Here is a 24,288-nt window from a genome sequence, read left to right as displayed (position 1 = left end):
GGCGGCCAAAGCAATCGTCGCCCTGAGAGGCAATAAGGAGCATCGTGTTGTTGTCCATAGACCTCATGGAAGCGCTCGCCATGGAGGATGGCGGCGACATCGACTTCGAGCCGCCCAAGGGCGACATCCAGCTGCGAATTCCGACGCTGGATGACAACGATGACAGTTAGCCAGGCATCTGTACGAACCCGCGCGGCGTAGCGCTCAGAAGCCCAGGCTCTCCAGCAAATCATCCACCTGCGCCTGGTCCGTCACCGCCTCGGGGTTGTTCGCCTTGATCTGCGGCCCGTTCATCAGCCCGGCTTGCTCGCTCGACGCGAAATCGGCCCGCTTCTCGGCCGGCGCGTTGTCGATCAGCACCTGCAGCAGCTGCGTCTCGACCTCGTTGACCACGTCCATCATCTTCTTGATGACCTGGCCGGTGAGGTCCTGGAAGTCCTGCGCCATCATGATCTCCATGAGCTGCGAGTTGATGGCGCCGGCGCGTTCGGGCACCTGCTGCAGGTAACCGCGCGTGTCCATCACGAGCTCGCGCGCATCGTTCAGCTCGATCGGGTTGGCGAACCACTGGTCCCAGCGGCCGCTCAGGTCCTTGGCGCCGTTCGACAGCGCCTCCTGCATGGGCTGGGCGACGTCGATGGCGTTGAGGGCGCGGTGCGCGGCCCGCTCGGTCATGGTGGCGACGTAGCTCAGGCGGTCGCGCGCATCGGGGATGGCCTGGGCGGCGCGTTCGACCTGCTTGTCGAGGCCCAGCTCGCGCAGGCCCTCGCGCAGCTGGCGCGTCAGCTGGCCGATGCGGCCCAGCAGTTCGTCGTGCGTGTTGCCCTGATTGGTTTCGGCCATGGTGTATGTCATGTCGTTTCCTCCATCGCGCGGCGAAGCGATGCGCAGTTCGGGGACCACCGCGGAACCGGCTTTGCCGGGCCGCTGGTGTTGCCCCCGGTGAGGGGGTTGGCGGACCACACGAAGTGGGGGAGCCTGGGGGAGAGCAACATCCTATGCGGCCTCTTTTTGAAGTTTTTCGAAGATCTTCGTGAGCTTCTCTTCGAGCGTCGCCGCCGTGAATGGCTTCACCACATAGCCGTTGGCACCGGCCTGCGCCGCGGCGATGATGTTCTCCTTCTTGGCCTCGGCGGTGACCATCAGCACCGGCAGCCTGGCCAGCTCGGGGTCGGCGCGGATGGTCTTGAGCATGGTCAGGCCGTCCATGTTGGGCATGTTCCAGTCCGACACCACGAAGCCGAAGTTGCCGCCGCGCAGCTTCTCGAGGCCGGCGGCGCCGTCCTCGGCCTCGTCGACGTTGAGGAAGTCCAGCTCCTTCAGCAGGTTGCGCACGATGCGGCGCATGGTCGGGAAGTCGTCCACGACCAGGATCTTGATGCTCTTGTCAATCACGTGTTCTCCAGCTTCAGCAGTTCAATGTTTCAGGGTGGGACTCGGTTCAGACCCGGTTGGCGCGCTCGCCGAAGGTCCGCAGGTGCGCCATCACGCGGCGCGTCATTTCGCTCAGGGGGGCGACTTCATCGACGGCGCCCAGCAGCATGGCTTCGCGCGGCATGCCGTAGACGACGCAGCTCGCCTCGTCCTGCGACAGGGTGTGGGCACCGGCCCGCTTCATGCGCAGCAGGCCTTCGGCGCCGTCTCGGCCCATGCCGGTCAGGATCATTCCGATCGCGTTCTTGCCCGCATGCCGGGCCACCGAATCGAACAGCACGTCGATCGACGGGCGGTGGCGGTTCACGGGCGGGTCCTGGTCGAGCTGGGCCACGTAGTTGGCGCCGCTGCGGGCCAGCGACATGTGCCAGCCGCCGGGCGCGATGTAGGCATAGCCCGGCAACACCCGTTCACCGTGTTCGGCTTCCTTCACGTGGATGCGGCACAGGCCGTCCAGCCGCTGCGCGAACGAACGCGTGAAGCCGGGCGGCATGTGCTGTGCGATCAGCACCGCCGGCGCATCGGGCGGCAGCGGCTGCAGCACTTCGCGGATGGCTTCGGTGCCGCCGGTGGAGGCGCCGATGATGATCAGCTTCTCTGTCGACAGCAGCGGGCTGCGCAGCATCGGCTCGTGCACGCCCTCGGCGGCGGCGCGCTGCGCTGCCGCAGCCCGCGCAGGCATCAGGCGCGCTTGAGAAGCGGCGCGGACCTTGCCGGCGATCAGCTCCGTGTATTGCATGAGCCCGTCGCGCACGCCCAGCTTGGGCTTGGTCACGAAGTCGATCGCGCCCAGCTCCAGTGCGCGCAGCGCGATTTCAGAGCCGCGCTCGGTCAGCGACGACACCATCACCACCGGCATGGGCCGCAGCCGCATGAGCTTTTCGAGGAAGTCGAGCCCGTCCATGCGCGGCATCTCGACATCGAGGGTCAGCACGTCGGGGTTGGTCTGCTTGATCAGGTCGCGCGCCTGCAGCGGGTCGGCCGCGGTGGCCACCACGGTCATGTCGGGCTGGCTGTTGATGAGCTCGGTCATCACGCTGCGGATGAGCGCCGAATCGTCGACGCAGAGGACCTTGATCTTCTTCATGACACGCAGCTCCCCTTGTTCTTGCGGTCGACGGCCGCGAGCTTGCGCAGCAGCTCGCCCTCTTCGCGCTGCACCGACAGCATGTCGACCTGGGTGCGCAGTTTGCGCACCACCGCCTTGCCGCTGTGCGGCAGCAGGCACACGCGGCGCGCATGCTGGCCGCGCAGGTCCTGCGCGGCGATGGCGATGCGCTCCTGCGCCAGGTAGCGCAGCACGAAGTCGGCGTTGCGGTCGCCGATGTTGAGCGTGGTCATGTTGGCCAGCACCGCCGCCCCGCCGAATACCTTGGCCTGCAGCCGGTCGCGCCGTGCGCCGGCACGCAGCAGCTCGCGGATGAGCACCTCCATCGCGTAGGTGCCGTAGCGCATCGATTCGGCCTGGCCGCGCGTGCCCGGCTCGGCGTCTTCGGGCAGCATGAAGTGGTTCATGCCGGCGACACCGGCTTCGCGGTCGAGCAGGCAGGCCGCCACGCAGGAGCCCAGCACGGTGCTCATCACCGTGTCGGTGGCGGTGACGTAGTACTCGGAAGGCAGCAGCTTCACGGCCATGCGGTCGAAGTCGCGGTCGAAGTAGTGGTGGCTCGCGATGGAGCCCGGCGCGGTAGCGGTCATGGGGCTCATGCCCTGCCCTTCCCACCCGTCACATACACCGTCTGCCCGATGGTCCTGAAGCTCGGGCTGACCAGCGAAGCGTTCTCCGAGTGCCCTGCGAACAGCAGCGCCCCGGGCTTCAACAGCGGCTCGAAGCGGTCGAGGATCTTCTTCTGCGTCGGCTTGTCGAAATAGATCATCACGTTGCGGCAGAAGATCGCGTCCACCGGCTCCTTCACCGGCCACACCGGGTCCAGCAGGTTGAGCCGCTCGAAGCGCACCATCGAGGCGAGTTCGGGCCGCACGCGCACCTTGCCGGCGTTGGTGCCGGTGCCCTTGTTGAAGAAGCGCCGCAGCCGCTCGGCCGGCAGCTTGGCTACTTGCTCCATGGTGAAGACGCCGGCCGAGGCCTTGGCCAGCACGCCGGTGTCGATGTCGGTGGCGATCACGCGCGCCGTGGCGGCGCGTTCGCCCAGCGCCTCGGCCAATGTGATGGCGATGGAGTACGGCTCTTCGCCGGTGGAGGCCGCCGCGCACCAGATGGTCACCGGCTGCTTGCTGCGCTTCACGTGCTCGGCCAGCACCGGAAAGTGATGCGCCTCGCGGAAGAAGGAGGTCAGGTTGGTGGTCAGCGAATTGATGAAGGCCTGCCACTCCTCGCCGTCGTGGCTCGACTCCAGCATTTCCAGGTAGCGCGAGAACTCGGGCACCTGCAGCTCGCGCAGGCGGCGCGACAGCCGGCTGTACACCATCTGCCGCTTCTGCTCGCCCAGCGCGATGCCGGCGCGGCGGTGGATCAGCGTGCGGATGCGGGAAAAATCGTGGTCGGTGAAGACGAACTCGGCGTTCACGACCGGCGCGCGCGCCTGAGCTTCAACCACCATGTCGCTCACCTGCTTCGAAACAAAAAAATCGATCGATCGGAAGAAGGCTTTGCATCTCGCGTGCCTTCTTCACTCGGCCACCACGGGCGCCAGGTCCTGCGCCCAGGCCAGCGCCGCCAGGTGCGCGGCGTTGACCTGGTCCGCGCTCAGGAACAGCGACTCGGCGAGGCTCGCGGCGCGCGCGCCATCTTCCTCGCAGCTCTCGGCGAGCGACAGGAAGGGCCCGTAGGCGCCGTCGCGCGACAGGATCGCCTGCAGCACCGCCTCGTTCAGCTGCACCTTGCGCACCACTTCCGCCATCGGCACGCCGAGCAGGCGGTCGATCAGCGAGAACATGCCGACCACGAACAGGTTGTCGGCGTCGCCGGACGACAGCATGCCCTTGCCCATCAGCTCGACGAAGCGGCCGCGCATGATGGCCTTCTTGGTCATGAACGGCGGGCTGGCCTTCGCATTGCTGGTGGCCAGCAGCACCGACAGCCAGCGCAGCAGCGGCGCGTAGCCGAGCATCGTGACCGCGTGGCGGAGCGAATGGATTTCGACGCCCGCACCGATGGCCGGCGAATTGATGTAGCGCAGCAGCCGATAGGTGAGCACCGCGTCGCGCTTGAGCACGGACTCGATGTCGCGCAGCTCGTCGTTGCGCTGGATCATCTGCATGAGGTTCACGATCGCCATCGCCTCGGGCTGCAGCGTGCGGCTGCCGGGCTCGTCTTCTTCGCCCGCAGGCACGAGGGCCTGGCCCTCCACGAACACGTCGATCTGCTGCGCGGCGCAGGCGTCGAAATCCTGCCAGTCGCCGACCTGCGTCGCGATGAACTGGATCGGCGGGTGCCCCGGCTCCAGCGCGGCGCGCAGGCTCTGCACGCGCTGCGGCTCGCCGGTGCCGACGTCGAAATGGGTGATGAGCGAACGCGCTTCGTCGTCCTGCGGCAGCGCATCGGCACCGCACAGCATGAAGCCGAAGCCCTGCTCGCGCATGAACAGAAGGATCGGGCGCAGGTCTTCGCTGTCGAGCACGTTCGAGCCGATGCACAGAACGACGTTCTCGGCCGGCAGCATCTGCAGCTCGCCGGCCACGATGGTCTCGAAGCTCATGTCGAAGAACAGCAGCGTGCGGCCCAGCGCCCAGCCGCCGCGGCCGTCGTTGAGGTGCTCGCCGACGCAGGTGGCGAGCGCCTTGAACCGCGACACGGCGTCGCTGCCCGCCCCCGGTGCGGCCGGCCGCCAGCCCATGCGGTAGCCCATGACCCGGCGGGCCGGGTCGAGCAGCTGGGTGTAGGTCACGTAGCCGCCGGCGTCGGGCTCGGGCAAGGGCATCGGCGCGGTGTCTTGCGTGTGGCGCCGGAAGATGTCGAAGCGCATGACTCGGTTCCCCTGGTTCAGGCGGCCAACGCGCCCAGTCTCGATGCACCTGCCAGCGCCGCCACGCTCGCGGCCTGCGCCCGCTGGATGCGCGGCATGGCGCCCACGTCGATGATGAAAGCCACGCTGCCGTCGCCCAGGATGGTGGCGGCCGAGATGCCGGGCACCTTGCGGTAGTTGGTCTCGAGGTTCTTCACCACCACCTGGTGCTGGCCGAGCAGTTCGTCCACCAGCAGCGCGAAGCGCGTGTCGTCGGCCTGCACGATGACCAGGATGCCCTGCGTGGGCTGGGTCTGCGCGTTGGCCACGTCGAACACGCGGTGCAGCTCGATCAGCGGCAGGTATTCGCCGCGCACCTTGATCACGTGCCCGTCGGCGGTGATCGAGTGCAGGTGCTCCGGCAGCGGCTGCAACGACTCGATGACGTAAGACAGCGGCAGGATGTAGGCCTCGTCGCCCACCTTGACCGACATGCCGTTGAGGATGGCCAGCGTGAGCGGCAGAACGATGCGCGTGGTGGTGCCACGCCCTTCGCGCGAGGCGATCTCGACGTGGCCGCCCATCTCCTGGATGTTGCGCTTGACCACGTCCATGCCGACGCCGCGCCCCGAGATGTCGGTGACCTGCTCGGCGGTGGAGAAGCCCGCCGCGAAGATCAGCTGCCAGACCTCGTCGTCGGGCATGGCGTCGCTCACGGCGAGGCCCTGCTGGCGGGCCTTGGCGAGGATCTTCTCGCGATTGAGGCCGGCGCCGTCGTCGCTGACCTCGATCACGATGTTGCCGCCGTGGTGCTGCGCCGACAGCAGCAGCTGGCCGGTCGCGTCCTTGCCCTTGGCCAGGCGCTGCTCGGGCGTCTCGATGCCGTGGTCCAGGCTGTTGCGCACCAGGTGGGTCAGCGGGTCGACGATGCGCTCGATGAGACCCTTGTCGAGCTCGGTTTCCTTGCCGTAGGTGTCCAGCCGCACCTGCTTGCCCAGCTTGGCGCTGACGTCGCGGATCACGCGCGGGAAGCGGCTGAACACGTAGTCCATCGGCATCATGCGGATGGACATCACCGATTCCTGCAGGTCGCGCGCGTTGCGCTCCAGGTGGCCCAGGCCGCTGAGGAAGCGTTCGTAGGCCACCGGGTCGAGCATGGTCGAGGCCTGCGTCAGCATCGACTGCGTGATCACCAGTTCGCCCACCAGGTTGATCAGCTGGTCGACCTTCTCGACGTCGACGCGGATCGAGCTGGACTCCTTGGCCGTCGCCGAGGCAGCGGCGGCCTTCGGTGCGGCGGCCTGTGCGGGTTCGATGGCGTCGGCGGCCGATCGATCCGGCGCCGGCGCAGCCGCCTCGGCAAGAGGCGCTTGCACGGGCTGAACTTGCCCGGCCTCGGGCTCGGCATGCGCGGTGTGCGCGGTGGGCGTGGCGGAAGTGATGTGAATCTGCGACTCGTCGATCACGAAGCAGCACACGGCCACGATGTCGTCCGGGCTGCAGGTGGTGTCGAGCACCACGGTCAGCTGCTCGCCGCTGCGCGTGCGCGAGCGCACCTGCCCCAGGTTCGCGAGTTCGTCCGCCAGCAGGTCGCATTCGCTGTCCGACAGGCCGGAGAAGCGCACGTCGAGGGCGCCCTGCCCTGCCGGCTCAGCGGATGCGGCCTGGACGGTCGCTGCCACGGCGACCGGTGCCGGCTTGGACGCGGGTGCGGTCGCGTGGTCGGCGGCCTCGTTCTCCATCGCCAGCTGTTGAAGCACGGCGCAGATCCGCGCCACCCGTTCAGGCTCGGGTTCATGGCCCGCCTGGTAGGCCGTCAGTTGTTCTTGCAAGGCGTCCTTCGTTTCCAAAAAGGCGTCGACCATCGGCGCGCTCAGGCGCAGCTGGCCATGGCGCGCGCGGTCCAGCAGGGTCTCGAGCAGGTGCGTGGTGTCGGTGAGGGCGGTGAAGCCGAAGGTGGCGGCACCGCCCTTGATCGAATGCGCGGCCCGGAAGATGGCCGCGACGTGCTCCGCATCGGGCGCGGTGACGTCGAGTTCGAGCAGCAGCTGCTCCATCTCCGACAGCAGCTCCACCGCCTCGACGAAAAATGCCTGTGTGAATTGACTGAGATCCATGGATTGCTCGGTTGCCGGCTTCTCGGAGCCGTGTCAGTTCGTCGCGAGTGCCGGGCCCTTGTAGGCCGTCACCTTGACGTTGTCGGTCGGTGGCGCGGCGCGCTGCGGCCGGCCGGCGCGCGTGGTGCCGTTGCCGTTGCCGCTGTTCTCGCGCTCGATCTGCTGCTGCGTGCGGTGGTTGAGCACGACGATGCTGATGCGCCGGTTGATCGGGTTGCGCGGCTCGGCCTTGTCCATGTGCTGGCTGTCGGCCAGGCCGACCACGCGCAGCACCTTGTTCTCGACCATGCCGCCCATCACCAGCTCGCGGCGCGAGGCATTGGCGCGGTCGGCCGACAACTCCCAGTTGCCGTAGGCGCGGTCGCCGTTGGTGTAGACGATGGCATCGGTGTGGCCCGACAGCGTGAGCTTGTTGGGCAGCTCGTTGAGCGCCGGCCCGATCTCGCGCAGGATCAGCCGCACGTGCGGCAGCAGCCGCGCGCTGGCCAGGTCGAACATCGGGCGGTTCTCGTTGTCGACGATCTGCAGGCGCAGGCCCTCGGTCGTGATGTCGATCAGGATCTGCGAGCGGAACTGCTTGAAGACCGGGCTGCTCTCGATCAGGTCGTCGAGCCGCTTCTTCATGCTCTCCAGGCGGTCGTTGTCGGCCGTGTCTTCCGAGTTCTCCGTGTCGGCCTGGGCCAGGCGCACCTCGCCGTCGTTGGTGGTCGACGGGTCCATGCCGCCGCCCGGGATCACGCTCGCGCTGGTGCTGCTCTTGTCACCGCCGGTGAGCGCCACCTTCAGCGGCATCCGAAAGTGTTCGGCAATGCCTGCGCGCTGCTTGGGCGATGCGCTCGACAGCAGCCACATCACCAGGAAGAAGGCCATCATGGCCGTCATGAAGTCGGCAAAGGCGATCTTCCAGGCGCCGCCGTGGTGTCCACCGCCGCCGCCCTTGACCCGCTTGACGACGATGCGCGCTTTTCCTTCGCTCATGATCGTGCTCCCGCGCCGCGCTCAGCGCGCCTTGACGCCACGCACGTGCGCGTCGAGCTCGGTGAAGGTGGGGCGTTCGGACGAGAAGAGCACCTTGCGCCCGAACTCCACCGCCAGTTGCGGTGCATAGCCGTTGAGGCTGGCCAGCAGCGTCACCTTGGCGCACTGGTAGACCTTCATGCCCTCTTCCACCTTCTGCTCGATCACGGTGGCCAGCGGTGCGACGAAGCCGTAGGCCATCAGCACGCCGAGGAAGGTGCCGACCATGGCGTGGGCGATCAACGCGCCCATTTCAGAAGGGGGAAGATCGGCCGAGGCGAGCGCATGCACCACGCCCAGCACGGCGGCCACGATGCCCAGCGCGGGCAGCGCGTCGGCCACGCGGGTCAGGCTGTGGCTGGGCACTTCGGCCTCGTGCCGGATGGTCTCGATCTCGTGGTCCATCAGGGCCTCGATCTCGAACGCGTCGGTGTTGCCGCTGATCACCAGGCGCAGGTAGTCGCACAGGAACTCCATCACCTCGTGGTCGGCCATGATGCTCGGGTAGCGCTGGAAGATCTCGCTCGAAGCCGGCGCCTCGACGTCGGACTCCAGCTTCATCATCCCTTCCTTGCGGGCCTTGGCCAGCAGCTCGTACAGCAGGGCCAGCAGGTCCATGTAGAGCTGGCGGTTGTGCTTGGAAGTGCGCAGCAGCAGCGGCAGTTCCTTGATCGTCGCCTTGATGGTCTTGCCGTTGTTGCCGGAGATGAAGGCGCCGAGCGCGGAGCCTCCGATCATCAACAGCTCGATCGGCTGGAAGAGTACGCCGAAGTGCCCGCCCATCAGTGCATAGCCGCCGAAGACGGCGCCGCACACCACCAGATACCCAACCAGAACGAGCACGAGCTACCCCTTTCGCCCCTCAGGGCGTCACACCGAGAACCTGTCCTCCGGACAGGGCCGCCTGCGACGCCCTGCCAACGGGTGCCGCAACCGGTATATCGGCAGGGGAAGTGCTTTCCTTGAGTGCCGGCGCAGATTCTTCCGAAGAAGTCGTGCGACGGGGGGCGCGGACCTTGCCGGCGCGCGAAGGCGGGCGGCAGAGCACGCAGACATAGCCGTGACGGCTGTCGTGGGCATGGGCCACGAACTTGCCGCCGCAGCGGGTGCAGCCGTTGAGCTGCAGCATGTCGCTGTCGAAGAAGCGCACCATGGTGTAGGCACGCGTGAAGTCGAGGACGAGTTCGCCGCCCTGGGCATCGACCTGCTCGGCGTAGAGCCGGTAGCTCTTGATGAGCGCCTGCAGGCCGCCCTCGTTCGCATGCTTCAACATGAACTGGTACATGTTGTAGAACATCGACGAGTGGATGTTGGCCAGCCAGGTCATGTACCAATCGGTGGAAAAAGGCAGCAGGCCCTTGGGTGGCGACACGCCCTTGAGCTCCTTGTAGAGCCGGATCAGGCGCTCGCGGCTGAGGTTGACCTCGGCCTCCAGAAACTGCAGCCGGGCCCCGAGCTCGATCAGCTCGATGGCCAGCTGGACCTCGCGCACTTCGGCGAGGACGCTCTTTTGTGACATGCGGTGCTCAGGCGAGCATCTGCAGGCGGCGCGCCGACATCAGGATCGACATGTGCGCCAGTTGCAGGGTCGGGTCCTTCGCCTCGCCGACCACCGCCGACATCGACGGGTGGTCGTCGATGCGGAAGCTGCACAGCAGGAAGTTGGACGTCGCCAGCTTCAGGATCTGGCCCAGCGACATGTTCGCGAGCATGTCGGCCAGTTCGCTGCTGACCCCCAGCTTGAACATCGCGGCGGCCCGGTCCTGCTTGACCAGCTTTTGCGCCAGCAGCATGTAGGCCAGGTTGATGTCGCCGATTTCTTTGGAAATATCGCCGCCGGCAGCAGCGTTGTTGAGCTTCTCTGTTTCCACCTCGTACTCCGTTCCGAACTTTGCTTGAGTGTACGGAGGTCGCTTATCGTTTGTAACGTTTGTCGCTTTATGTCGCAGGAAATGTGGAATAAATAACAGTCTTTGTACGAAACGTCCTACAGAGACCACAGAGGGCGGAGGACGCTTAAGACGAACTCATGCATTTTCATAAGTACCGTGGCGTTCAATTCGGTAGAAAGAAGTAGTAATTTCCAGTTACACGAATAAAACCGATTTGGACAGCCGTAATAAAGTACTAGTCCAAAAAGACTGAATACCCAATTCAAGTGCCGGCTTGCGCGCCCTGCAGGGCGTCCAGATCGTGAATCCAGGCCATGACTTCGGCCACCGCGACATAGAGCTCGGGCGGAATCTGCCGGTCCAGGTCGACCTGCATGAGCAGGCGGATCAGGTCCGGCGAGGCATGCACATAAAGGCCATGCGTGCGCGCCTCGCGCATGATCGATTCGGCCACCGTGCCATAGCCCTTGGCCACCACGATCGGTGCACGGGTCTTGTCGAGGTACGACAAGGCCACGGCGCTGGGGCGGTGTTCCTCTGTCACGGCCGGCTCGTTTCGCTGACGCGCAAGGCGTCGAGCCGCAGCCCCGCAGCCTCGAAGCGGCGTTCGAGCGCGTCGCCATCGGCGCGCAGGCGTGCGGCGGTGGCGTCGCGGCTGGCCACCATCTGCGCCTGCACGGCGGCACCGGACAGCGACAACCGAAGCTCCACCGGCCCCAGGCGCGGCAAATCGAGCGAGACCGTCGTGCTCCAACGCCGCGGCTGTGGATCCTGCGCGTCGTCCCCCTGCGGATGGGCCTGCTCCTCGTGGATGGACCAGTCCATCGGAACTTCCGGCCAGGCCTGGCCGTTCCAGCGGAACACCGCGGTGGCCAGCAGGTCGAGTTGCTGGTGCACCACCGTCACGGCCTGCGGATGGATCATCTCTCCGGCCTGCGGCATCGGCGCTGCAAGCGCCGTTGCCGCCGAGGCCGCGAGACGCCGCACGCCGTCGATCTCCATGCGGTGGCGCTCGGCGTCATCGGGTGCGGAGGGCGCGCCGCCCTCCCCCGCGCGGTACGCCGCCCGCATGCGCTGTGCATCGGCCGTCGGCGCGGTACCGCTGTCGAGCGGCGGCGGCACCGTCGTGACGGCTTCTCCCCCCGCAGGCCGCGGCGCGGCGGGCAGGTGCCCGGCTGGCGCGCCCCGGGCTTGGGCATGTTCGTGTGCCTGCGCCGGTGTCCCGCCGACGCTCGCTGGCGTCGGCGCGAGCGGCAGCGAAGCCGGCAGCGCAACGGGCCGCGCGCTCTCGACCTCCGTAGCCGGCGCGGCGGCAGCGGGCGCCGCAGCAGGCGCCGCCCCTGCCTCGTGACGCGCGAAGGCTGCCGGCGCCCAGCGCGCCTGCGGCTCCTGCGCCATCTGGCCCAGCGTGCGTGCGCCGGCGGCGAACTGCGCCAGGTGCGATTCATAGAACAACCCGCTGCGGTCCACCACCTGCGCCAAGGCGCTCGCCAACGCCGATGCACCGACGCCCTGCGCCGACGCGGGCCACAGCGGCGCCGCGCCGCGCAGCGGCCCGGCGTCGGGCAGCTCGGCCAGCAGCGCGCCGATCAGGCGTGCCGTCGACGACAGGCGCGCCGCCGCGGGCGAGGCCGCGTCGGGCGCAGGCGCTGTCCCGGGCGATGCCGCCGGCAGCTGCCGCTCGAGCGCGATGTGGGATGGCAGGCGGACTTCATTCGCGACCTTTTGAACCTCGACCACGGGCCCGGCCGCGGCATCGGTCGCGACCTGGCCCTGCTGCAGCGCGACCAGTTCCAGCCGCGGCGCGAGCTTGGCAGCCAGCAGCGCGTGGTCGGGGCCCGAGCCGAGCTTGTTCATCGCCGGGTTCGTTTACACCTTCGTCGTCAGGCCTCAGCGCGACAGGCCGTAGGCCCGGTCGATCTCGCTGCGCTTCTGCAGGTCGGCCATGTGCGCGACCAGGCTGGCGAGCTGCGGCTTGACGAGTTCGCACACCGTCTGTTGATCGGCGCGGATGCGCCGCATCAGGCCGCGCGCCTCTTCCACCTGCGCCGGGTCCAGCGTCTCCTGCGGTGAAACCACCCGCAGCCGGTCGACCAGCGCGTTGCACTGGGCCTCCAGCTCCGGCAGGCGATCCCATTCCCTGGCGCGCGCGAGCGTCACCATCAGCGACAGCGTCGACGCCAGTTGGGCATAGCAATGAACGACTTCGCTCGAGGCTGCCATGTTCATCTCCCTTCCTTGATCCGTGATGTTGTTGGTGTGTCGTTCAGCGATCGGCCGTGCCGATCTCGCGCCAGGCCGAGGCCAGGCCCTGCAGCAGCGATTCGACTTCGTCGAGCGCGCCGGCGTCGTCGTGCAGGTTCGCCTGCAGCAGGCGCCGCACGACGTAGTCGTACAGGCCCGACAGGTTGGCTACCAGCGCGGCGCCGGCTTCGCCGCCCGCCTTCGCGTCCAGCCCCGCCTTGAGGCCGTTGTCGACGATGCCGACCGCCTTCGAGATCGCCTGGCCCTTGGCCACGATGTTTCGCGCCGCCATGTGGTGCCGCGCCATGCCGACGGCGGTGATCGCGCCGTCGAACAGCATGCTGATGAGCTGGTGCGGCGATGCGCTCATGGCCTGGGTTTCGACGCCGAGGCGGGCATAGGCGCCGGCGCCGGCGCGATGGGTGTGGGGCGTGTACATGGTGCGCTGCTGCGTTGTGTCGGTCGTTTCGGGCGTTGTCGGTATTACTTGCTGCTGTTCGACATGCTGGCGAACTGCTGCGTGAGATAGGTGCTGGTGCTGTTCATCCGGCTCACGAGCAAGTCGAGCTGCGTGAACTGGGCGCGGTAGATCGCCATCTTGGCGTCCACGCGCTCCTGCATGTCGTCGTATTGATCGTCCAGGTCCTTGATCGAGGCCTTCATGCCCTCGGTGGCCGCCTGCAGTGCACCGCCGGTGGACGTGAGCTTGTCCACCAGGGCGCTCAGCTGCTTGCCGTAGCCCTCGGTGCTGCCGGTCGCGCTGGAGAACAGGCCGGCCACGCCTTCGAGGTTGTCCGCCATGGCCTTCCTGAGCTTGTCCGAATCCAGCGCCAGCGTCCCGTCCTTGGTGAAGCCGACGCCGATTTCCGACATGGTCTTCATCACGCCGGACTGCGGGTTGGTCAGCACCTGGCGGATGGCGACCTGGATGTTGCGCAGGGTCGAATCCCCCATCAGGGCCGCGCCCGACTTGGTGCCGGCGTCGTAGGCGGTCAGCGAGCCGGCGGTGGTCTGCAGCGCGTTGTAGGCCTTGACGAAATCGTTGATGGCGGTCTCGATGGTCGCCGTGTCGCGCGTCACGCCCAGGCTGCTGGTGCCCACCTTCAGCAGGTTGAGCGTCACGCCCTGGATCGATTCCTTGACCGTGTTGCTCTTGCTCGTGACCGCGATGCCGTTGACGGTGAGCTCGGCGTTCTGCGCCTGGATGGTCTGCTGCAGGCTCTGAGAGCCGGCCGGGTCGTGCGACACCAGGTTCGCGAGCGCGGCATCGCCGGCCACCGCGATGCGCATGCTCGACGCCTTGCCCGTCTCCGTGGAGCTCAGCACCAGCCGGTTGGGCGTGCCGCTGCCGTCGTTCACGATGCTGGCCGTCACGCCGGCCTTGGCCGCGTTCACCGCATCGCGGATGTCCTCGAGCGTGCTCTTCGCGGGGTCGATGGTGATGCTCTTGGCCGTGCGCTCGGCGTCCGGCGTGAAGCTGGCGCCGCTGTATTTGCCGGTCACAGCGTCGTAGGTGCCGCCGCCGATGGTGCCGAAATCGATGGTGATCGTGCCGCTGCCGATGGCCGTCTTGGCGCTCGCCTGGCCCGTTGCGACCAGCGACTGCGCCTGGGCCATCTGCGTCACGTTGATGTTGTAGGTGCCGGGCGCCGCCGTGCCGCCCGCGCTCGCGGACAGCACTTCCGCCGTTCCCGCGGCCGCCTTCACGCCCTGGAAGAACACCGGATCGCCCAGCTTCTTGGCGGACGCCTGCAGCGTGGTCAGCGCGCTCTGGAGCTGGCCGTAGGCCGACAGCTTGCTCGTGTAGCTCACCTGCCGCTGCTGCAGCTGCAACAGCGGCTGGCTCTCCGCCGTCTGCAGGTTGGTGAGCAAGGTGCTCAGGTCCAGGTTGGAGCCGATGCCCAGGCTGCTGATCGATGCCATGAATGCGTTCCTTGCTTTTCTTGTTGCTCGTGGTTCAGGCCGACTGGTCCATCAGAAGCCCCGGCGTGCGGCCCAGCACCTTGGCGATGCGCAGCGCCTCCTCCGTCGGGATCTGGCGGATCAGCTCGCCGCTGTCGCGGTCGACCACCTTGACGATGACCTTGTCGATGTCCTGGTCGACCTCGAAGCGCAAGCCGACCGAGCGCATCTGCAGCGTCGCGTTGACCTCGCTCACCGCGCGCTCGACCTGCACGGGCGTGGCGGCTTCCACCGCGTCCGCAGGCGCGTTGACCTCTTCGGCCGCAATCGCGGCACCGGTGCGGCTCGGCACCAGCTGCGCCCACCGGGCGTTGTGGTCTGTCGCGGCGGCGACGGGGATCGACATGGCTGTCACCTTCGTGTTGTTGATTCGCTGTCCGCTGCGGCCTGGCACGGAGCCAGGCCGCAGGGGACAGCGCAGGCGCTGCCGGGCTTTCGCCCGAAGGCCTGCGATGCCTTTTCCTTCTGTGCTCTCTCGATCAGCGCAGCAGCGACAGCACGTTCTGCGTGGTCTGGTTGGCCTGAGCCAGCACCGAGGTACCGGCTTGCTGCAGGATCTGCGCGCGGGTCATGTTCGACACTTCGGTCGCGTAGTCGGCGTCTTCGATGCGCGAGCGCGACGAAGAAAGGTTGGTCACCGTGGTGCCGAGGTTGGCGATCGTGGAGTCGAAACGGTTCTGCACCGCACCCAGCGAGCTGCGCAGGTCGTCGACCATCTTCAGCGCCGCGTCGAGCTTCTTCATCGGGTCGACGGTGGAGGCACCGGCGAACTCGGCGGTGGCGGTCGTGGCGCCGGCGCTGCTCAGTTCGATCGTGGCGGGCGACGTGCCCGTCGTCACGGTGGTGGAGTCGGCGTCGACCAGGGCGTCGTTGTTGGTCGTGTAGTTCTTGCCTTGCACGGTCACGTAGGCTTGCGCGGCGCCGTTGGCGTCGGCACCGACCTTGACCAGCTGGCCCGTCAGCGTCACGGCGTCGGCGGTGGCGATGCCGTTGGCAGCGTCCGCGAAGTCGACGTCGACCGTGTTGATGTCCACGCCACCGGTGGCGGAGTCGACCGAGGCAGCGTAGTAGTCGTCGCCGTACTTGACCACGAACTGGTCGGTGGCGCCGCCGTTGGCGTCCTTCACGTTGTGCAGCGACAGGTCGCCGGCGCCCACGGTCTTGCCGGTCGCGGTCGACAGCGCGGTGGCGGCAGCGCCGAGGTCCACGGCAGCCGGTGCACCCGTGCCCGGGTCGACGGAGAGTTCAGCGGCGCCGACGTTGAGTGCCTTCTTCGAGATCGAGAAACCTTCGAGGCCGAGCGAGGCCTTGTCGATCTTCTTGAGGTCGATGTCGATCTTTTCGCCGTCGTTCGCGCCGACCTGCACCGACAGCTTGCTGTTGTTCGACAGAACCTTCACGCCGTTGAAGTCGGTCTGGGCCGACACGCGGTTGATTTCGTCCAGGCGCTGGTTGATTTCGTCCTGGATCGACTTCAGGTCGCTCGACGAGTTGCTGCCGTTGGCCGCTTGCACCGACAGTTCGCGGATGCGCTGCAGGTTGTTGTTGACTTCCTTCAACGCGCCTTCCGTCGTTTGCGCGAGCGAGATGCCGTCGTTGGCATTGCGCTGGGCTTGCGTCAGGCCCTTGATGTTGGCCGTGAAGCGGTTGGCGATGGCCTGGCCGGCCGCGTCGTCCTTGGCACTGTTGATCCGCAGGCCGGAGGACAGGCGCTGGATCGCGCTGTTCAGCGACGACTGCGACGCATTGAGGTTGTTTTGCGTGAGCAGCGAGAGGCTGTTGGTGTTGATGACTTGCGCCATTTCAAACTCCTGATGACAAAGGTTGTGGAATCCGGCCCTGCGGCCGCAACGCTGGACCCGATCCCACAGTGAGAGTCAAGCCATCGTTGTTGAAGTTATCGGCAGCGGTTTCCAAACCTTTAGGGGGGAGTACGAACTTCGTGCTGTGCACTTTTTCACGAACCCGGCGCAACGTGCGCAGATGAGCGATGTGGCGTCAAGCCGGCAGGCTCATCACCTCCTGATAGGCCTGAACGAGGCGGTTGCGCACCTGCAACCCGGTCTGGAAGGCCAGGCCGGCCTTCTGCATGTCGACCATGACGTCGTTGAGCGCCACGCCCGGCTTGCCGAGCTCGAAGGCCTCGGCCTGGGCGCTGGCGCCGTTCTGTGCGGCACTGATGCCCTCGAGCGAGCGCTTGAGTTCGGCGGCGAACCCGCCTTGCGGGGCCGATGCCTCGGCAACGCGCGGCGCGATGCCGGTCTGAAGCGCGGTCACGCGCATCTGCTGCAGGACGGATTCGATGGCTGAAATGGACATTGAGAACCTTTGGGTACGTTGAGGTACGTTCTTGAAAGCAGGGACAAGCAGCGGGGTCGCTACAGAGAGGTCGTGGCTATCCCGCATGCTTTCAGCGTAACCGCGGGGGCCGGGAACGGAAGCGCGCAACTGATGGCAAAAACCCCGGCTGTTCGGCCAATCGATTCGCGAGGGTCTGCAGAGAATCAGATCGAACAAAAAGCCTCGCTGCATCTCTCGGCATGACCCAACTTTTCCGACGACTTCCCCCGGCCCCCGTGGTTGGAGTGCACGCATGACCGCCGCGGCCGCGTCCGTTGGCGCCGCGCCGAACGCTCCGGCTGCGCCCGCATTGCTGGAGCGCCTGCGCGGCCAGCCCAAGCTGGCGTTGATCGTGGGAGGCGCCGCCTTGGTGGCCGTCGCCGCGGCCTTCATGCTCTGGAGCCGCGCCCCTGACTACAAGGTGCTCTACACCAACGTGTCGGACCGCGACGGCGGCGCGATCATCGCGTCGCTGACGCAGATGAACGTGCCCTACAAGTTCGCCGAGGGCGGCAACGCGATCCTGATCGCCGGCGACAAGGTGCCCGAAGTTCGGCTCAAGCTCGCTGCCCAGGGCCTGCCCAAGGGCGGGGGCGTCGGCTTCGAGCTGATGGACAACCAGAAGTTCGGCACCAGCCAGTTCGCCGAGCAGGTGAACTACCAGCGCGGGCTCGAAGGCGAACTGGCCCGCTCCATCGAATCGATCGGCACCGTCGAATCGGCCCGCGTGCACCTGGCGCTGCCCAAGCCCTCGCTGTTCGTGCGCGACCAGAAGAAGCCGTCGGCCTCTGTGGTGCTCGCCCTGCACCGCGGCCGCAGCATCGATGAAGGCCAGGTCAGCGCCATCGTCCACATGATCTCCAGCAGCGTGCCGGAGCTCGACCCCAAGAGCGTGACGGTGGTCGACCAGCGCGGCAACCTGCTGTCGGCCGCCAACGCCGGCGCGCGCGGCCTGGACGTGAGCCAGCTCAAGTACGCGCAGGAAATCGAGCAGGGCTACATCCGCCGCATCGAGGCGATCCTTCAGCCCATCCTGGGCGCCGCCAATGTGCGCGCCCAGGTCGCGGCCGACATCGACTTCTCGGTGGTCGAGCGCACCGAAGAGAAGTTCGCCCCCAACCAGGACCCGCGCAACGCCGCGGTGCGCAGCCAGCAGTCGAGCGAGTCGAGCCAGCAGGGCACGACGCCGCCGGGCGGCGTGCCAGGCGCGTTGTCGAACCAGCCGCCTGCCACGCCGAGCGCGCCGATCACCACGCCGCGGGCGCCGGGTGCGCCCGGTGCGCCTGCTGCCCCGGGCACGCCCGCAGCAGGCGCCCCCGGAGCACCTGCCAACGGCGCTGCGGCAGCCGCCACCACGAACACCACCTCCAGCGCCAGCGCCGCGGCCACCGGCCCCAGCAGCCTGCGCAAGGACGTCACCACCAACTACGAACTCGACCGATCGATCCGCCACATCCAGCAGGCGGCCGGCGGCGTGAAGCGCGTGTCGGTGGCCGTGGTGGTCAACCACCTCGCCGGCCCTGACGGCAAGCCGCGCGCGCTGACACCGGCCGAACTCGAGCAGGTGCGCAACCTGGCCAAGGAAGCCGTGGGCTTCAGCCAGGAGCGCGGCGACTCGCTCAACGTGGTCAACAGCGCCTTCGCCCGCGACGGCCAGGACGAGCAGAAGGCCGAAGTGCCCATCTGGAAGGACCGCGACAACATCGAGCTCGCCAAGAGCGTCAGCTTCTACCTGCTGATCGCGCTGCTCGCGCTGTTCGCCTGGTTCTCGGTGCTGCGCCCGCTGCTGCGCAAGCACCTGGCGCCGCCGGCCGCGCCGGTCGTCGAGGCACCCGCCTTCGCGGAGCCGCCGATCGACCCGAACGACGAAGCCCAGGTCGCGGAGCAAAGCGCCCGCCAGCGCGAGGCCGATCGCCGCAAGGCCGACCTCGACTACGCACAGCAGGTTGCCGAACAAGACCCGCGCCTGGTCGCCTCCCTGGTCAAGCAATGGATGAATCCGTGATGCGCGAAATCAACGACCACACCACCAGCCCGAGCGAGGCACTCCGATGAGCGAAGCAGGAACCCGAAAAGCCGCCATCCTCCTGATGGCCCTGGGCGAAGACCGCGCGGCCGCCACGCTGCACCATCTGCCCACCACCGATGTTCAGGCCCTGGGTACCGCCATGGCCAAGTTGACGCAGGTGTCGAAGGAAGAGTTGGCCGCCGTGCTCGGCGAATTCCGCATGGAGACCGAACAGCAGTCGGCGCTGCACCTGGGCTCGGGCGGCTACATCCGCGCCGTGCTGCGCAAGGCGCTGGGCGACGACCGTGCCAGCAACCTGCTCGAAGACATCCTGCAGCCCGAGGAGCCGCATGGCGGCCTCGAACGCCTCAACGACCTGGAAGCCGGCGAGGTGGTGGAGCTGATCCGCGACGAGCATCCGCAGATCCTCGCCACGCTGGTGATCCACCTCGACCGAAAGAAGGCATCGGAAGTGCTGGAGAAGCTGCCGGCCCGCCTGCGGCACGACGTGATCCTGCGCGTGGCCACCTTCGGCGGCGTGCAGCCCGCGGCGCTGGCCGAGTTGACCGACGTGCTCACCGAAATGCTGTCGGGCGAAGGCCTGAAGCGCAGCCGCCTGGGCGGCGTGCGCACCGCGGCAGAGATCGTCAACCTGATGACCACCTCGCAGGAAGAAGAGGCCATCGCCCACGTGCGCGAGCACGACGAGGGGCTGGCGCAGCGCATCGTCGAGGAGATGTTCGTCTTCGAGAACCTGCTCACCCTGGAAGACCGCTTCATCCAGCGCCTGCTCAAGGACGTGGAGTCGGAGTCGCTCATCATCGCGCTCAAGGGCTCCACGCCGGAGCTGCGCGACAAGTTCCTCAAGAACATGTCGCAGCGTGCCGCCGAGACACTGCGCGAAGACATCGAACTGCGCGGCCCGGTGCGGGTCTCGCAGGTCGAGGCCGAGCAGAAGGCCATCCTGCAGGTGGTGCGCCGCTTGGCGGATGGCGGCGAAATAACGATCTCGGCCCCAGGCGCAGATGAATTCGTATGACCTGGCTCTCCCCCAGGCTTGCCCACTTCATGTGGCCGCCAACCCCCTCACCGGGGGCAACACCAGCGGCCCGGCAAAGCCGGTTCCGTGGTGTTCCCCGGACAGGCCTCGCTTCGCTAGCCATGGGGCATTGATATGAACCTGTCGAGAAGCAATGCCTTCGGCGGTACGCGGCTCGCCGCGGCCTATGCCGATCCGAAGCCCGCGGCCGCACCGAAGCCCACCCTCTCCGCCTGGCAACGCTGGGAGATGGGCGTGCTGGAAGACGAGGCCGTTGCGGCCGACACCGTCCACGCATCGGTCGTTCCGCGCGTCGACCCCGAGACGCTGGCGCGCGACAACGAGCTGTCGCGCCTGCGCCTCGCCGCACGCAACGAGGGCCGTGTCGAAGGCCATCGCGAAGGGCTGGCACTGGGCCACGCGGAAGGCCATGCAGAAGGCTTGGCCACCGGGCTCGCCGCCGCCACCGCCCATGCCGAACGCTTGCGCGCGCTGGCCGCCAGCCTGCCGGCCGCTTTGCGCCATGCCGAGAGCGAGCTGGCCGACGCCATCCTCACGCTGGCGCTCGACGTCGCGCGCCAGGTGGTGCACCGCACGCTGCGCGCCGAGCCCGAATGGGTGCTGCCGCTGGTGCAAGACCTCATGCATGCCGAGCCGGCGCTGCAGGGCGAGCCGCGCCTGATGCTGCATCCCGACGACGTGGCACTGGTCAAGAACAGCCTGGGCAACGAGCTGCAGGTCGCCGGCTGGCAGGTTCGTGCCGACGACACGCTCGCGCGCGGCGGCTGCCGCGTGCAGTCCGCCAGCGGCGAGATGGATGCCAGCCTCGAGTCGCGCTGGAAGACCGTTACCGCTGCCCTGAGCCGCGACGTCGACGCCGCGGAGTTCTGACCGATGTCCACCGCCGCCGCCAACCCCCATCTCCAGTCCTGGCTCGGCACGCTGAACCAGGCGCGCGCCGAGATCGCGCGCACGGGGTCCACCGTGGTCCAGTCGGGCCGCCTCACGCGCGCCGTGGGCCTGGTGCTCGAAGCCGTGGGCCTGCAAGTGCCCGTCGGCAGCGACTGCCTGGTCGAGCTGCCGCCCGGCTATCCGCAGCGCCATGCCGAAGCCGAAGTGGTCGGCTTCGCCGGCGACCGCCTGTTCCTCATGCCGCAGAGCGAGGTGTCCGGCCTGCTGCCCGGCGCCCGCGTGTTCGCCCGGCCCGGCACCGGCGCCAACGCCGGCGACGCCCACGGAAAGCGCCTGCCGGTCGGCGAAGGCATGCTCGGCCGCGTGGTCGATGCCGTCGGCCGCCCACTCGATGGCCTGGGCCCGCTGGACATCGCGCGCCGCGTGCCGCTGTCGGCGCAGCCCATCAATCCGCTGACGCGCGCACCCATCGACTCGGTGCTCGACACCGGCGTGCGCGCCATCAACGCCATGCTCACCGTCGGCCGTGGCCAGCGCATGGGCCTGTTCGCCGGCTCCGGCGTCGGCAAGAGCGTGCTGCTCGGCATGATGGCCCGCTACACCAGCGCCGAAGTGATCGTGGTGGGCCTGATCGGCGAGCGCGGCCGCGAGGTGAAGGACTTCATCGAGAACACCCTGGGCGAGGAAGGCCTGGCGCGCGCCGTCGTGGTGGCCGCCCCCGCCGACAACTCGCCGCTGCTGCGCCTGCAGGGCGCGGCCTACGCCACCTGCCTGGCCGAGTACTTTCGCGACCTGGGCAAGGACGTGCTGCTGATCATGGATTCGCTCACGCGCTACGCGATGGCGCAGCGCGAGATCGCGCTGGCCGTGGGCGAACCGCCCGCCACCAAGGGCTATCCGCCCTCGGTGTTCGCCAAGCTGCCGGCGCTGGTGGAGCGCGCGGGCAACGGGGCGAAGGGTGGAGGCTCGATCACGGCCTTCTACACCGTGCTCTCCGAAGGCGACGACCAGCAGGACCCGATCGCCGACTCGGCGCGCGCCATCCTGGATGGCCACGTGGTGCTGTCGCGCTCGCTGGCCGAGGCCGGCCACTACCCCGCCATCGACATCGAGGCCTCGATCAGCCGCGCGATGACCGCGCTGATCCCGTCCACGCAGTTCGACAGCGTGCGCCGCTTCAAGCAGATGCTGTCACGCTACCAGCGCAACCGCGACCTGATCAGCGTCGGCGCCTACGCGGCCGGCAACGACCTGCAGCTGGACCAGGCCATCGCCCTCTATCCCAAGATGGAAGCCTTCCTGCAGCAGAGCATGGACGAGCGCACCGACTATGCGGCCTCCGTGGCGCGCATGGCCGGCCTCTTCGATTGACCCACCGACCCAACGCAAGGAGCCGACGATGCCCACGAAGCTGCCCCTCGAAACCCTGCAGGAGCTGGCCCGCAAGCGCAAGGAAGAGGCGGCCCGCCGGCTCGGCGTGCTGCAGACCGCGCAGGTCAGCGCGCACCAGAAGCTCGACCTGCTGCTGCAGTACCGCCAGGACTATGCAAACCAGCTGCAGGCGCTGATGGCCGACGGCCTGCCCGCTTCGCAGTGGCGCAACTTCAACAACTTCCTGGGCACGCTCGATGGCGCCATCGAGCAGCAGCGCGCCATCGTCAAGCAGGCCGCCGCGCGGCTGGACCGCGGGCGCGGCGACTGGCAGCACCAGGCGCGGCGCCTGAACTCCTTCGACACGCTGGCCGATCGGCTGCGGCGCCAGGAAAGCCTGATGCAGGCCAAGCGCGAACAGCGCGACAGCGACGAGCGCGCGGCGCGCAAGTTCATCGACCGCGCTGCGCAAGCGAACCACTGACCTTTTTGCCAGAGAACGTGATGCCTACCTTCATCCCCTCCGCCACCGTCGCGGCCACCTCCACGCAGACCTCCACGCAGACCTCCGCGCCGCAAGGCGCACGCAGCCGCGGCGGCGACGACGACGGACGCGGCTTCGGTGCCGCGCTTGAGCGCTCGCGTGCCGGCGCGCGGCGCACGCAGGACGGCTCGCAGGAAAGCGCGCAGGCGGGCCAGGCCGAAACGACGCCGCAGAAGCCCGGTCGTGGCATCGCACGCAAGGACGACGAGCCCGGCTCCGAGCTGCTGACCATCGCCCTCTTCACGCCGCAGATCCAGGCCAATTCACCCGCAGCGGCTGCCGCAGCCGCAGCCGGCAGGGCAGGCGCCGCCGCGAAAACGGCGCCCGCGACGGCGCTGGCGACGGCGACCGACGCGGGCCTGTCCGGTGCCGCGCCGAGCGCGGCACCGGCGACCGACGCAACGGCCATCCCCACCGCGAGTGCACTGCCAGCCACCGGCGACGCCGCGCTCGCGCAGGTCCAGGCGCCCACCGACGCGAGTACGGCTGCTACGCCGTCCGCGGACGCAAGCGCCGAACCGGAAGCCGCAGTGGCGGCGCTGGCGCTCGCACAGCCGACTACGAAGACCGACCCTGCCGTGCCGGCGCCTGCTGCGTCCGTCGCATCTGCCGAAGCGCCCCAGGCCGCCTTGCAAGGTGCACCGCGTGCAGCGGCGGCGAGCGATGCCACCACCCCGGCCACGTCCACGGACATGGCACGGACACAGGCCGAGCCCGATGCCGCAAGCGCGCTCGAAGCCGCACAACCCGCGACGGCCGGTTCCGCTGCCGCCACGCAGCCATCCGATGCGCCGTCGCCTGCCGCGCCTACCGTGATCACGGCCGCGAGCCCGATGCAGCCGGCCCTCGACCGCGCCCCGGCCGCCGCACCCGCCGCTGCCGCGCAGACCCTCGCCCCGCCGGTCGGCACGCCCGAATGGGCACCGGCCCTGGGGCACCAGATGCTGCGCATGCGCGCCGGTGGCCAGCAAGTCGCCGAACTCAGCCTGAACCCCGCCGGTTTGGGTCCGCTCAAGATCACGCTGGGCCTCGGCGACAACCAGGTGCAGGCCATGTTCGTCTCGGCCCACGAGTCGGTGCGCAAGGCAGTGGAAGCCGCATTGCCGCAACTGCGCAGTACGCTGGCCGAGCAGGGCATCAGCCTGGGCCAGACCTCGGTGGGCGCCGACGCGCGCCCCTGGGCCGGCATGGCCGGCGGCTTCGAGCAACAACAACAGCAGCAGCGCCAGCCTTCGTCCGGCAGCGCAGGCAGCTATGCGGGCGCGGCCCGTGGCGCCGATGCGCAGGCGTTGCCGCCGACGACCCGCGCCCCGGCTGCAGCGCGCAGCAGCGGCATCGACACCTTCGCCTGATGCGACGCACCGCGCAGGTCGAGCGCGTGCCCGGTGCATCCGCGCAACGCGCGATCTGAGGCCCTTTCCCCCGCTTGATCGGGCCTTCGCCCAGCGGCTGCTCGCTGAAGAATAGCAACCACACCAACGCTGAACCATGGCCACTTCCACC

The 24,288-nt window shown here is 68.1% G+C and carries 26 protein-coding genes; 7 read left to right on the top strand and 19 right to left on the bottom strand.

What is annotated here, in order from left to right; all coding sequences use genetic code 11:
* The first annotated feature begins 44 nt into the window (after positions 1 to 44).
* Complete coding sequence (locus tag B0W80_RS36250; RefSeq protein WP_256856651.1) at positions 45 to 170, top strand: hypothetical protein; 126 nt, start codon at positions 45 to 47, stop codon at positions 168 to 170.
* Between the two features lie 34 nt (positions 171 to 204).
* On the opposite strand, the gene cheZ is transcribed toward B0W80_RS36250, so the two are convergent.
* The 19 genes from cheZ to fliE all read right to left on the bottom strand — a co-directional run bounded on the left by cheZ (position 205) and on the right by fliE (position 16,890).
* On the bottom strand, positions 205 to 843 hold the full coding sequence (cheZ, locus tag B0W80_RS22150; protein WP_077001349.1) for a protein phosphatase CheZ: 639 nt from the start codon (positions 841 to 843) through the stop codon (positions 205 to 207).
* Between the two features lie 153 nt (positions 844 to 996).
* Complete coding sequence (gene cheY / locus B0W80_RS22145) at positions 997 to 1,392, bottom strand: chemotaxis response regulator CheY (protein WP_179106998.1); 396 nt, start codon at positions 1,390 to 1,392, stop codon at positions 997 to 999.
* Positions 1,393 to 1,441: 49 nt separating this feature from the next.
* Complete coding sequence (locus B0W80_RS22140) at positions 1,442 to 2,521, bottom strand: chemotaxis response regulator protein-glutamate methylesterase (protein ID WP_077001324.1); 1,080 nt, start codon at positions 2,519 to 2,521, stop codon at positions 1,442 to 1,444.
* A complete protein-coding gene (cheD, locus tag B0W80_RS22135; RefSeq protein ID WP_143684730.1) occupies positions 2,518 to 3,132 on the bottom strand; it encodes a chemoreceptor glutamine deamidase CheD in 615 nt (204 codons plus the stop codon). Before cheD ends, B0W80_RS22140 begins: the two co-directional genes overlap by 4 nt.
* A gap of 5 nt (positions 3,133 to 3,137) precedes the next feature.
* Positions 3,138 to 3,995 (bottom strand): CheR family methyltransferase, encoded by an 858-nt coding sequence (locus B0W80_RS22130; protein WP_077001322.1) that lies wholly within the window; start codon positions 3,993 to 3,995, stop codon positions 3,138 to 3,140.
* 69 nt (positions 3,996 to 4,064) lie between these two features.
* Positions 4,065 to 5,360, bottom strand: a complete 1,296-nt coding sequence (locus B0W80_RS22125; RefSeq protein WP_077001321.1) for an EAL and HDOD domain-containing protein — start codon at positions 5,358 to 5,360, stop codon at positions 4,065 to 4,067.
* Positions 5,361 to 5,377: 17 nt separating this feature from the next.
* The gene (gene cheA, locus B0W80_RS22120) at positions 5,378 to 7,456 is read right to left on the bottom strand and encodes a chemotaxis protein CheA (RefSeq protein ID WP_077001320.1); all 2,079 of its coding nucleotides are present in this window, start codon (positions 7,454 to 7,456) and stop codon (positions 5,378 to 5,380) included.
* A 33-nt stretch (positions 7,457 to 7,489) separates the two neighbouring features.
* Complete coding sequence (gene motB / locus B0W80_RS22115) at positions 7,490 to 8,434, bottom strand: flagellar motor protein MotB (RefSeq protein ID WP_077001319.1); 945 nt, start codon at positions 8,432 to 8,434, stop codon at positions 7,490 to 7,492.
* 21 nt (positions 8,435 to 8,455) lie between these two features.
* Positions 8,456 to 9,316, bottom strand: coding sequence for a flagellar motor stator protein MotA (gene motA / locus B0W80_RS22110; protein ID WP_077001318.1), 861 nt, complete (start codon positions 9,314 to 9,316; stop codon positions 8,456 to 8,458).
* 19 nt (positions 9,317 to 9,335) lie between these two features.
* Complete coding sequence (flhC, locus tag B0W80_RS22105; RefSeq protein ID WP_077001317.1) at positions 9,336 to 9,992, bottom strand: flagellar transcriptional regulator FlhC; 657 nt, start codon at positions 9,990 to 9,992, stop codon at positions 9,336 to 9,338.
* 7 nt (positions 9,993 to 9,999) lie between these two features.
* On the bottom strand, positions 10,000 to 10,344 hold the full coding sequence (gene flhD / locus B0W80_RS22100; protein ID WP_077001316.1) for a flagellar transcriptional regulator FlhD: 345 nt from the start codon (positions 10,342 to 10,344) through the stop codon (positions 10,000 to 10,002).
* Positions 10,345 to 10,627: 283 nt separating this feature from the next.
* Positions 10,628 to 10,909 (bottom strand): EscU/YscU/HrcU family type III secretion system export apparatus switch protein, encoded by a 282-nt coding sequence (locus tag B0W80_RS22095; RefSeq protein ID WP_077001315.1) that lies wholly within the window; start codon positions 10,907 to 10,909, stop codon positions 10,628 to 10,630.
* Positions 10,906 to 12,222: a flagellar hook-length control protein FliK gene (locus B0W80_RS22090; protein ID WP_077001314.1), complete on the bottom strand. Its 1,317-nt coding sequence runs from the start codon at positions 12,220 to 12,222 to the stop codon at positions 10,906 to 10,908. The genes B0W80_RS22095 and B0W80_RS22090 overlap by 4 nt, the downstream gene beginning before the upstream one ends.
* Positions 12,223 to 12,255: 33 nt before the next feature.
* Complete coding sequence (locus B0W80_RS22085) at positions 12,256 to 12,588, bottom strand: flagellar protein FliT (RefSeq protein ID WP_256856649.1); 333 nt, start codon at positions 12,586 to 12,588, stop codon at positions 12,256 to 12,258.
* Positions 12,589 to 12,631: 43 nt separating this feature from the next.
* Entirely contained in the window at positions 12,632 to 13,048 is a 417-nt protein-coding gene (gene fliS / locus B0W80_RS22080; RefSeq protein ID WP_077001313.1) for a flagellar export chaperone FliS, read from the bottom strand.
* A 44-nt stretch (positions 13,049 to 13,092) separates the two neighbouring features.
* Positions 13,093 to 14,532 carry a flagellar filament capping protein FliD gene (fliD, locus tag B0W80_RS22075; protein ID WP_077001312.1) on the bottom strand — a complete coding sequence of 480 codons (1,440 nt, stop codon included), beginning with the start codon at positions 14,530 to 14,532 and terminating at the stop codon, positions 13,093 to 13,095.
* Positions 14,533 to 14,566: 34 nt separating this feature from the next.
* A complete protein-coding gene (locus B0W80_RS22070) occupies positions 14,567 to 14,917 on the bottom strand; it encodes a flagellar protein FlaG (RefSeq protein ID WP_077001311.1) in 351 nt (116 codons plus the stop codon).
* A gap of 133 nt (positions 14,918 to 15,050) precedes the next feature.
* Positions 15,051 to 16,373 carry a FliC/FljB family flagellin gene (locus tag B0W80_RS22065; RefSeq protein WP_077001310.1) on the bottom strand — a complete coding sequence of 441 codons (1,323 nt, stop codon included), beginning with the start codon at positions 16,371 to 16,373 and terminating at the stop codon, positions 15,051 to 15,053.
* Between the two features lie 196 nt (positions 16,374 to 16,569).
* Complete coding sequence (fliE, locus tag B0W80_RS22060; protein ID WP_077001309.1) at positions 16,570 to 16,890, bottom strand: flagellar hook-basal body complex protein FliE; 321 nt, start codon at positions 16,888 to 16,890, stop codon at positions 16,570 to 16,572.
* Between the two features lie 274 nt (positions 16,891 to 17,164).
* Here fliE and fliF point away from each other — a divergent pair, with 274 nt between their 5' ends.
* The 6 genes from fliF (at position 17,165) to B0W80_RS22030 (ending at position 24,137) form a co-directional block, all read left to right on the top strand.
* The gene (gene fliF / locus B0W80_RS22055; protein ID WP_077001308.1) at positions 17,165 to 18,916 is read left to right on the top strand and encodes a flagellar basal-body MS-ring/collar protein FliF; all 1,752 of its coding nucleotides are present in this window, start codon (positions 17,165 to 17,167) and stop codon (positions 18,914 to 18,916) included.
* A gap of 46 nt (positions 18,917 to 18,962) precedes the next feature.
* Complete coding sequence (gene fliG, locus B0W80_RS22050) at positions 18,963 to 19,958, top strand: flagellar motor switch protein FliG (RefSeq protein ID WP_077001307.1); 996 nt, start codon at positions 18,963 to 18,965, stop codon at positions 19,956 to 19,958.
* Between the two features lie 135 nt (positions 19,959 to 20,093).
* Entirely contained in the window at positions 20,094 to 20,849 is a 756-nt protein-coding gene (gene fliH, locus B0W80_RS22045; protein WP_077001306.1) for a flagellar assembly protein FliH, read from the top strand.
* 3 nt (positions 20,850 to 20,852) lie between these two features.
* Positions 20,853 to 22,241: a flagellar protein export ATPase FliI gene (fliI, locus tag B0W80_RS22040; RefSeq protein ID WP_077001305.1), complete on the top strand. Its 1,389-nt coding sequence runs from the start codon at positions 20,853 to 20,855 to the stop codon at positions 22,239 to 22,241.
* Positions 22,242 to 22,269: 28 nt separating this feature from the next.
* On the top strand, positions 22,270 to 22,725 hold the full coding sequence (fliJ, locus tag B0W80_RS22035) for a flagellar export protein FliJ (protein ID WP_077001304.1): 456 nt from the start codon (positions 22,270 to 22,272) through the stop codon (positions 22,723 to 22,725).
* Positions 22,726 to 22,745: 20 nt separating this feature from the next.
* The gene (locus B0W80_RS22030) at positions 22,746 to 24,137 is read left to right on the top strand and encodes a flagellar hook-length control protein FliK (protein ID WP_083745548.1); all 1,392 of its coding nucleotides are present in this window, start codon (positions 22,746 to 22,748) and stop codon (positions 24,135 to 24,137) included.
* Positions 24,138 to 24,288 lie beyond the last annotated feature (151 nt).

The sequence above is a fragment of the Variovorax sp. KK3 genome (assembly GCF_001984055.1).
Classification (GTDB): domain Bacteria; phylum Pseudomonadota; class Gammaproteobacteria; order Burkholderiales; family Burkholderiaceae_C; genus Variovorax.
This window is presented reverse-complemented; position numbering and strand designations above follow the sequence as displayed.

Bases quoted from the DNA above. Each gene is read 5' to 3' on its own strand.
- cheZ (WP_077001349.1), bottom strand. From the start codon at position 843: ATGGCCGAAACCAATCAGGGCAACACGCACGACGAACTGCTGGGCCGC.
- B0W80_RS22140 (WP_077001324.1), bottom strand. From the start codon at position 2,521: ATGAAGAAGATCAAGGTCCTCTGCGTCGACGATTCGGCGCTCATCCGC.
- cheD (WP_143684730.1), bottom strand. From the start codon at position 3,132: ATGACCGCTACCGCGCCGGGCTCCATCGCGAGCCACCACTACTTCGAC.
- B0W80_RS22130 (WP_077001322.1), bottom strand. From the start codon at position 3,995: ATGGTGGTTGAAGCTCAGGCGCGCGCGCCGGTCGTGAACGCCGAGTTC.
- B0W80_RS22125 (WP_077001321.1), bottom strand. From the start codon at position 5,360: ATGCGCTTCGACATCTTCCGGCGCCACACGCAAGACACCGCGCCGATG.
- cheA (WP_077001320.1), bottom strand. From the start codon at position 7,456: ATGGATCTCAGTCAATTCACACAGGCATTTTTCGTCGAGGCGGTGGAG.
- motB (WP_077001319.1), bottom strand. From the start codon at position 8,434: ATGAGCGAAGGAAAAGCGCGCATCGTCGTCAAGCGGGTCAAGGGCGGC.
- flhC (WP_077001317.1), bottom strand. From the start codon at position 9,992: ATGTCACAAAAGAGCGTCCTCGCCGAAGTGCGCGAGGTCCAGCTGGCC.
- B0W80_RS22090 (WP_077001314.1), bottom strand. From the start codon at position 12,222: ATGAACAAGCTCGGCTCGGGCCCCGACCACGCGCTGCTGGCTGCCAAG.
- B0W80_RS22085 (WP_256856649.1), bottom strand. From the start codon at position 12,588: ATGGCAGCCTCGAGCGAAGTCGTTCATTGCTATGCCCAACTGGCGTCG.
- fliS (WP_077001313.1), bottom strand. From the start codon at position 13,048: ATGTACACGCCCCACACCCATCGCGCCGGCGCCGGCGCCTATGCCCGC.
- fliD (WP_077001312.1), bottom strand. From the start codon at position 14,532: ATGGCATCGATCAGCAGCCTGGGCATCGGCTCCAACCTGGACCTGAGC.
- B0W80_RS22070 (WP_077001311.1), bottom strand. From the start codon at position 14,917: ATGTCGATCCCCGTCGCCGCCGCGACAGACCACAACGCCCGGTGGGCG.
- B0W80_RS22065 (WP_077001310.1), bottom strand. From the start codon at position 16,373: ATGGCGCAAGTCATCAACACCAACAGCCTCTCGCTGCTCACGCAAAAC.
- fliE (WP_077001309.1), bottom strand. From the start codon at position 16,890: ATGTCCATTTCAGCCATCGAATCCGTCCTGCAGCAGATGCGCGTGACC.
- fliF (WP_077001308.1), top strand. From the start codon at position 17,165: ATGACCGCCGCGGCCGCGTCCGTTGGCGCCGCGCCGAACGCTCCGGCT.
- fliG (WP_077001307.1), top strand. From the start codon at position 18,963: ATGAGCGAAGCAGGAACCCGAAAAGCCGCCATCCTCCTGATGGCCCTG.
- fliH (WP_077001306.1), top strand. From the start codon at position 20,094: ATGAACCTGTCGAGAAGCAATGCCTTCGGCGGTACGCGGCTCGCCGCG.
- fliI (WP_077001305.1), top strand. From the start codon at position 20,853: ATGTCCACCGCCGCCGCCAACCCCCATCTCCAGTCCTGGCTCGGCACG.
- fliJ (WP_077001304.1), top strand. From the start codon at position 22,270: ATGCCCACGAAGCTGCCCCTCGAAACCCTGCAGGAGCTGGCCCGCAAG.
- B0W80_RS22030 (WP_083745548.1), top strand. From the start codon at position 22,746: ATGCCTACCTTCATCCCCTCCGCCACCGTCGCGGCCACCTCCACGCAG.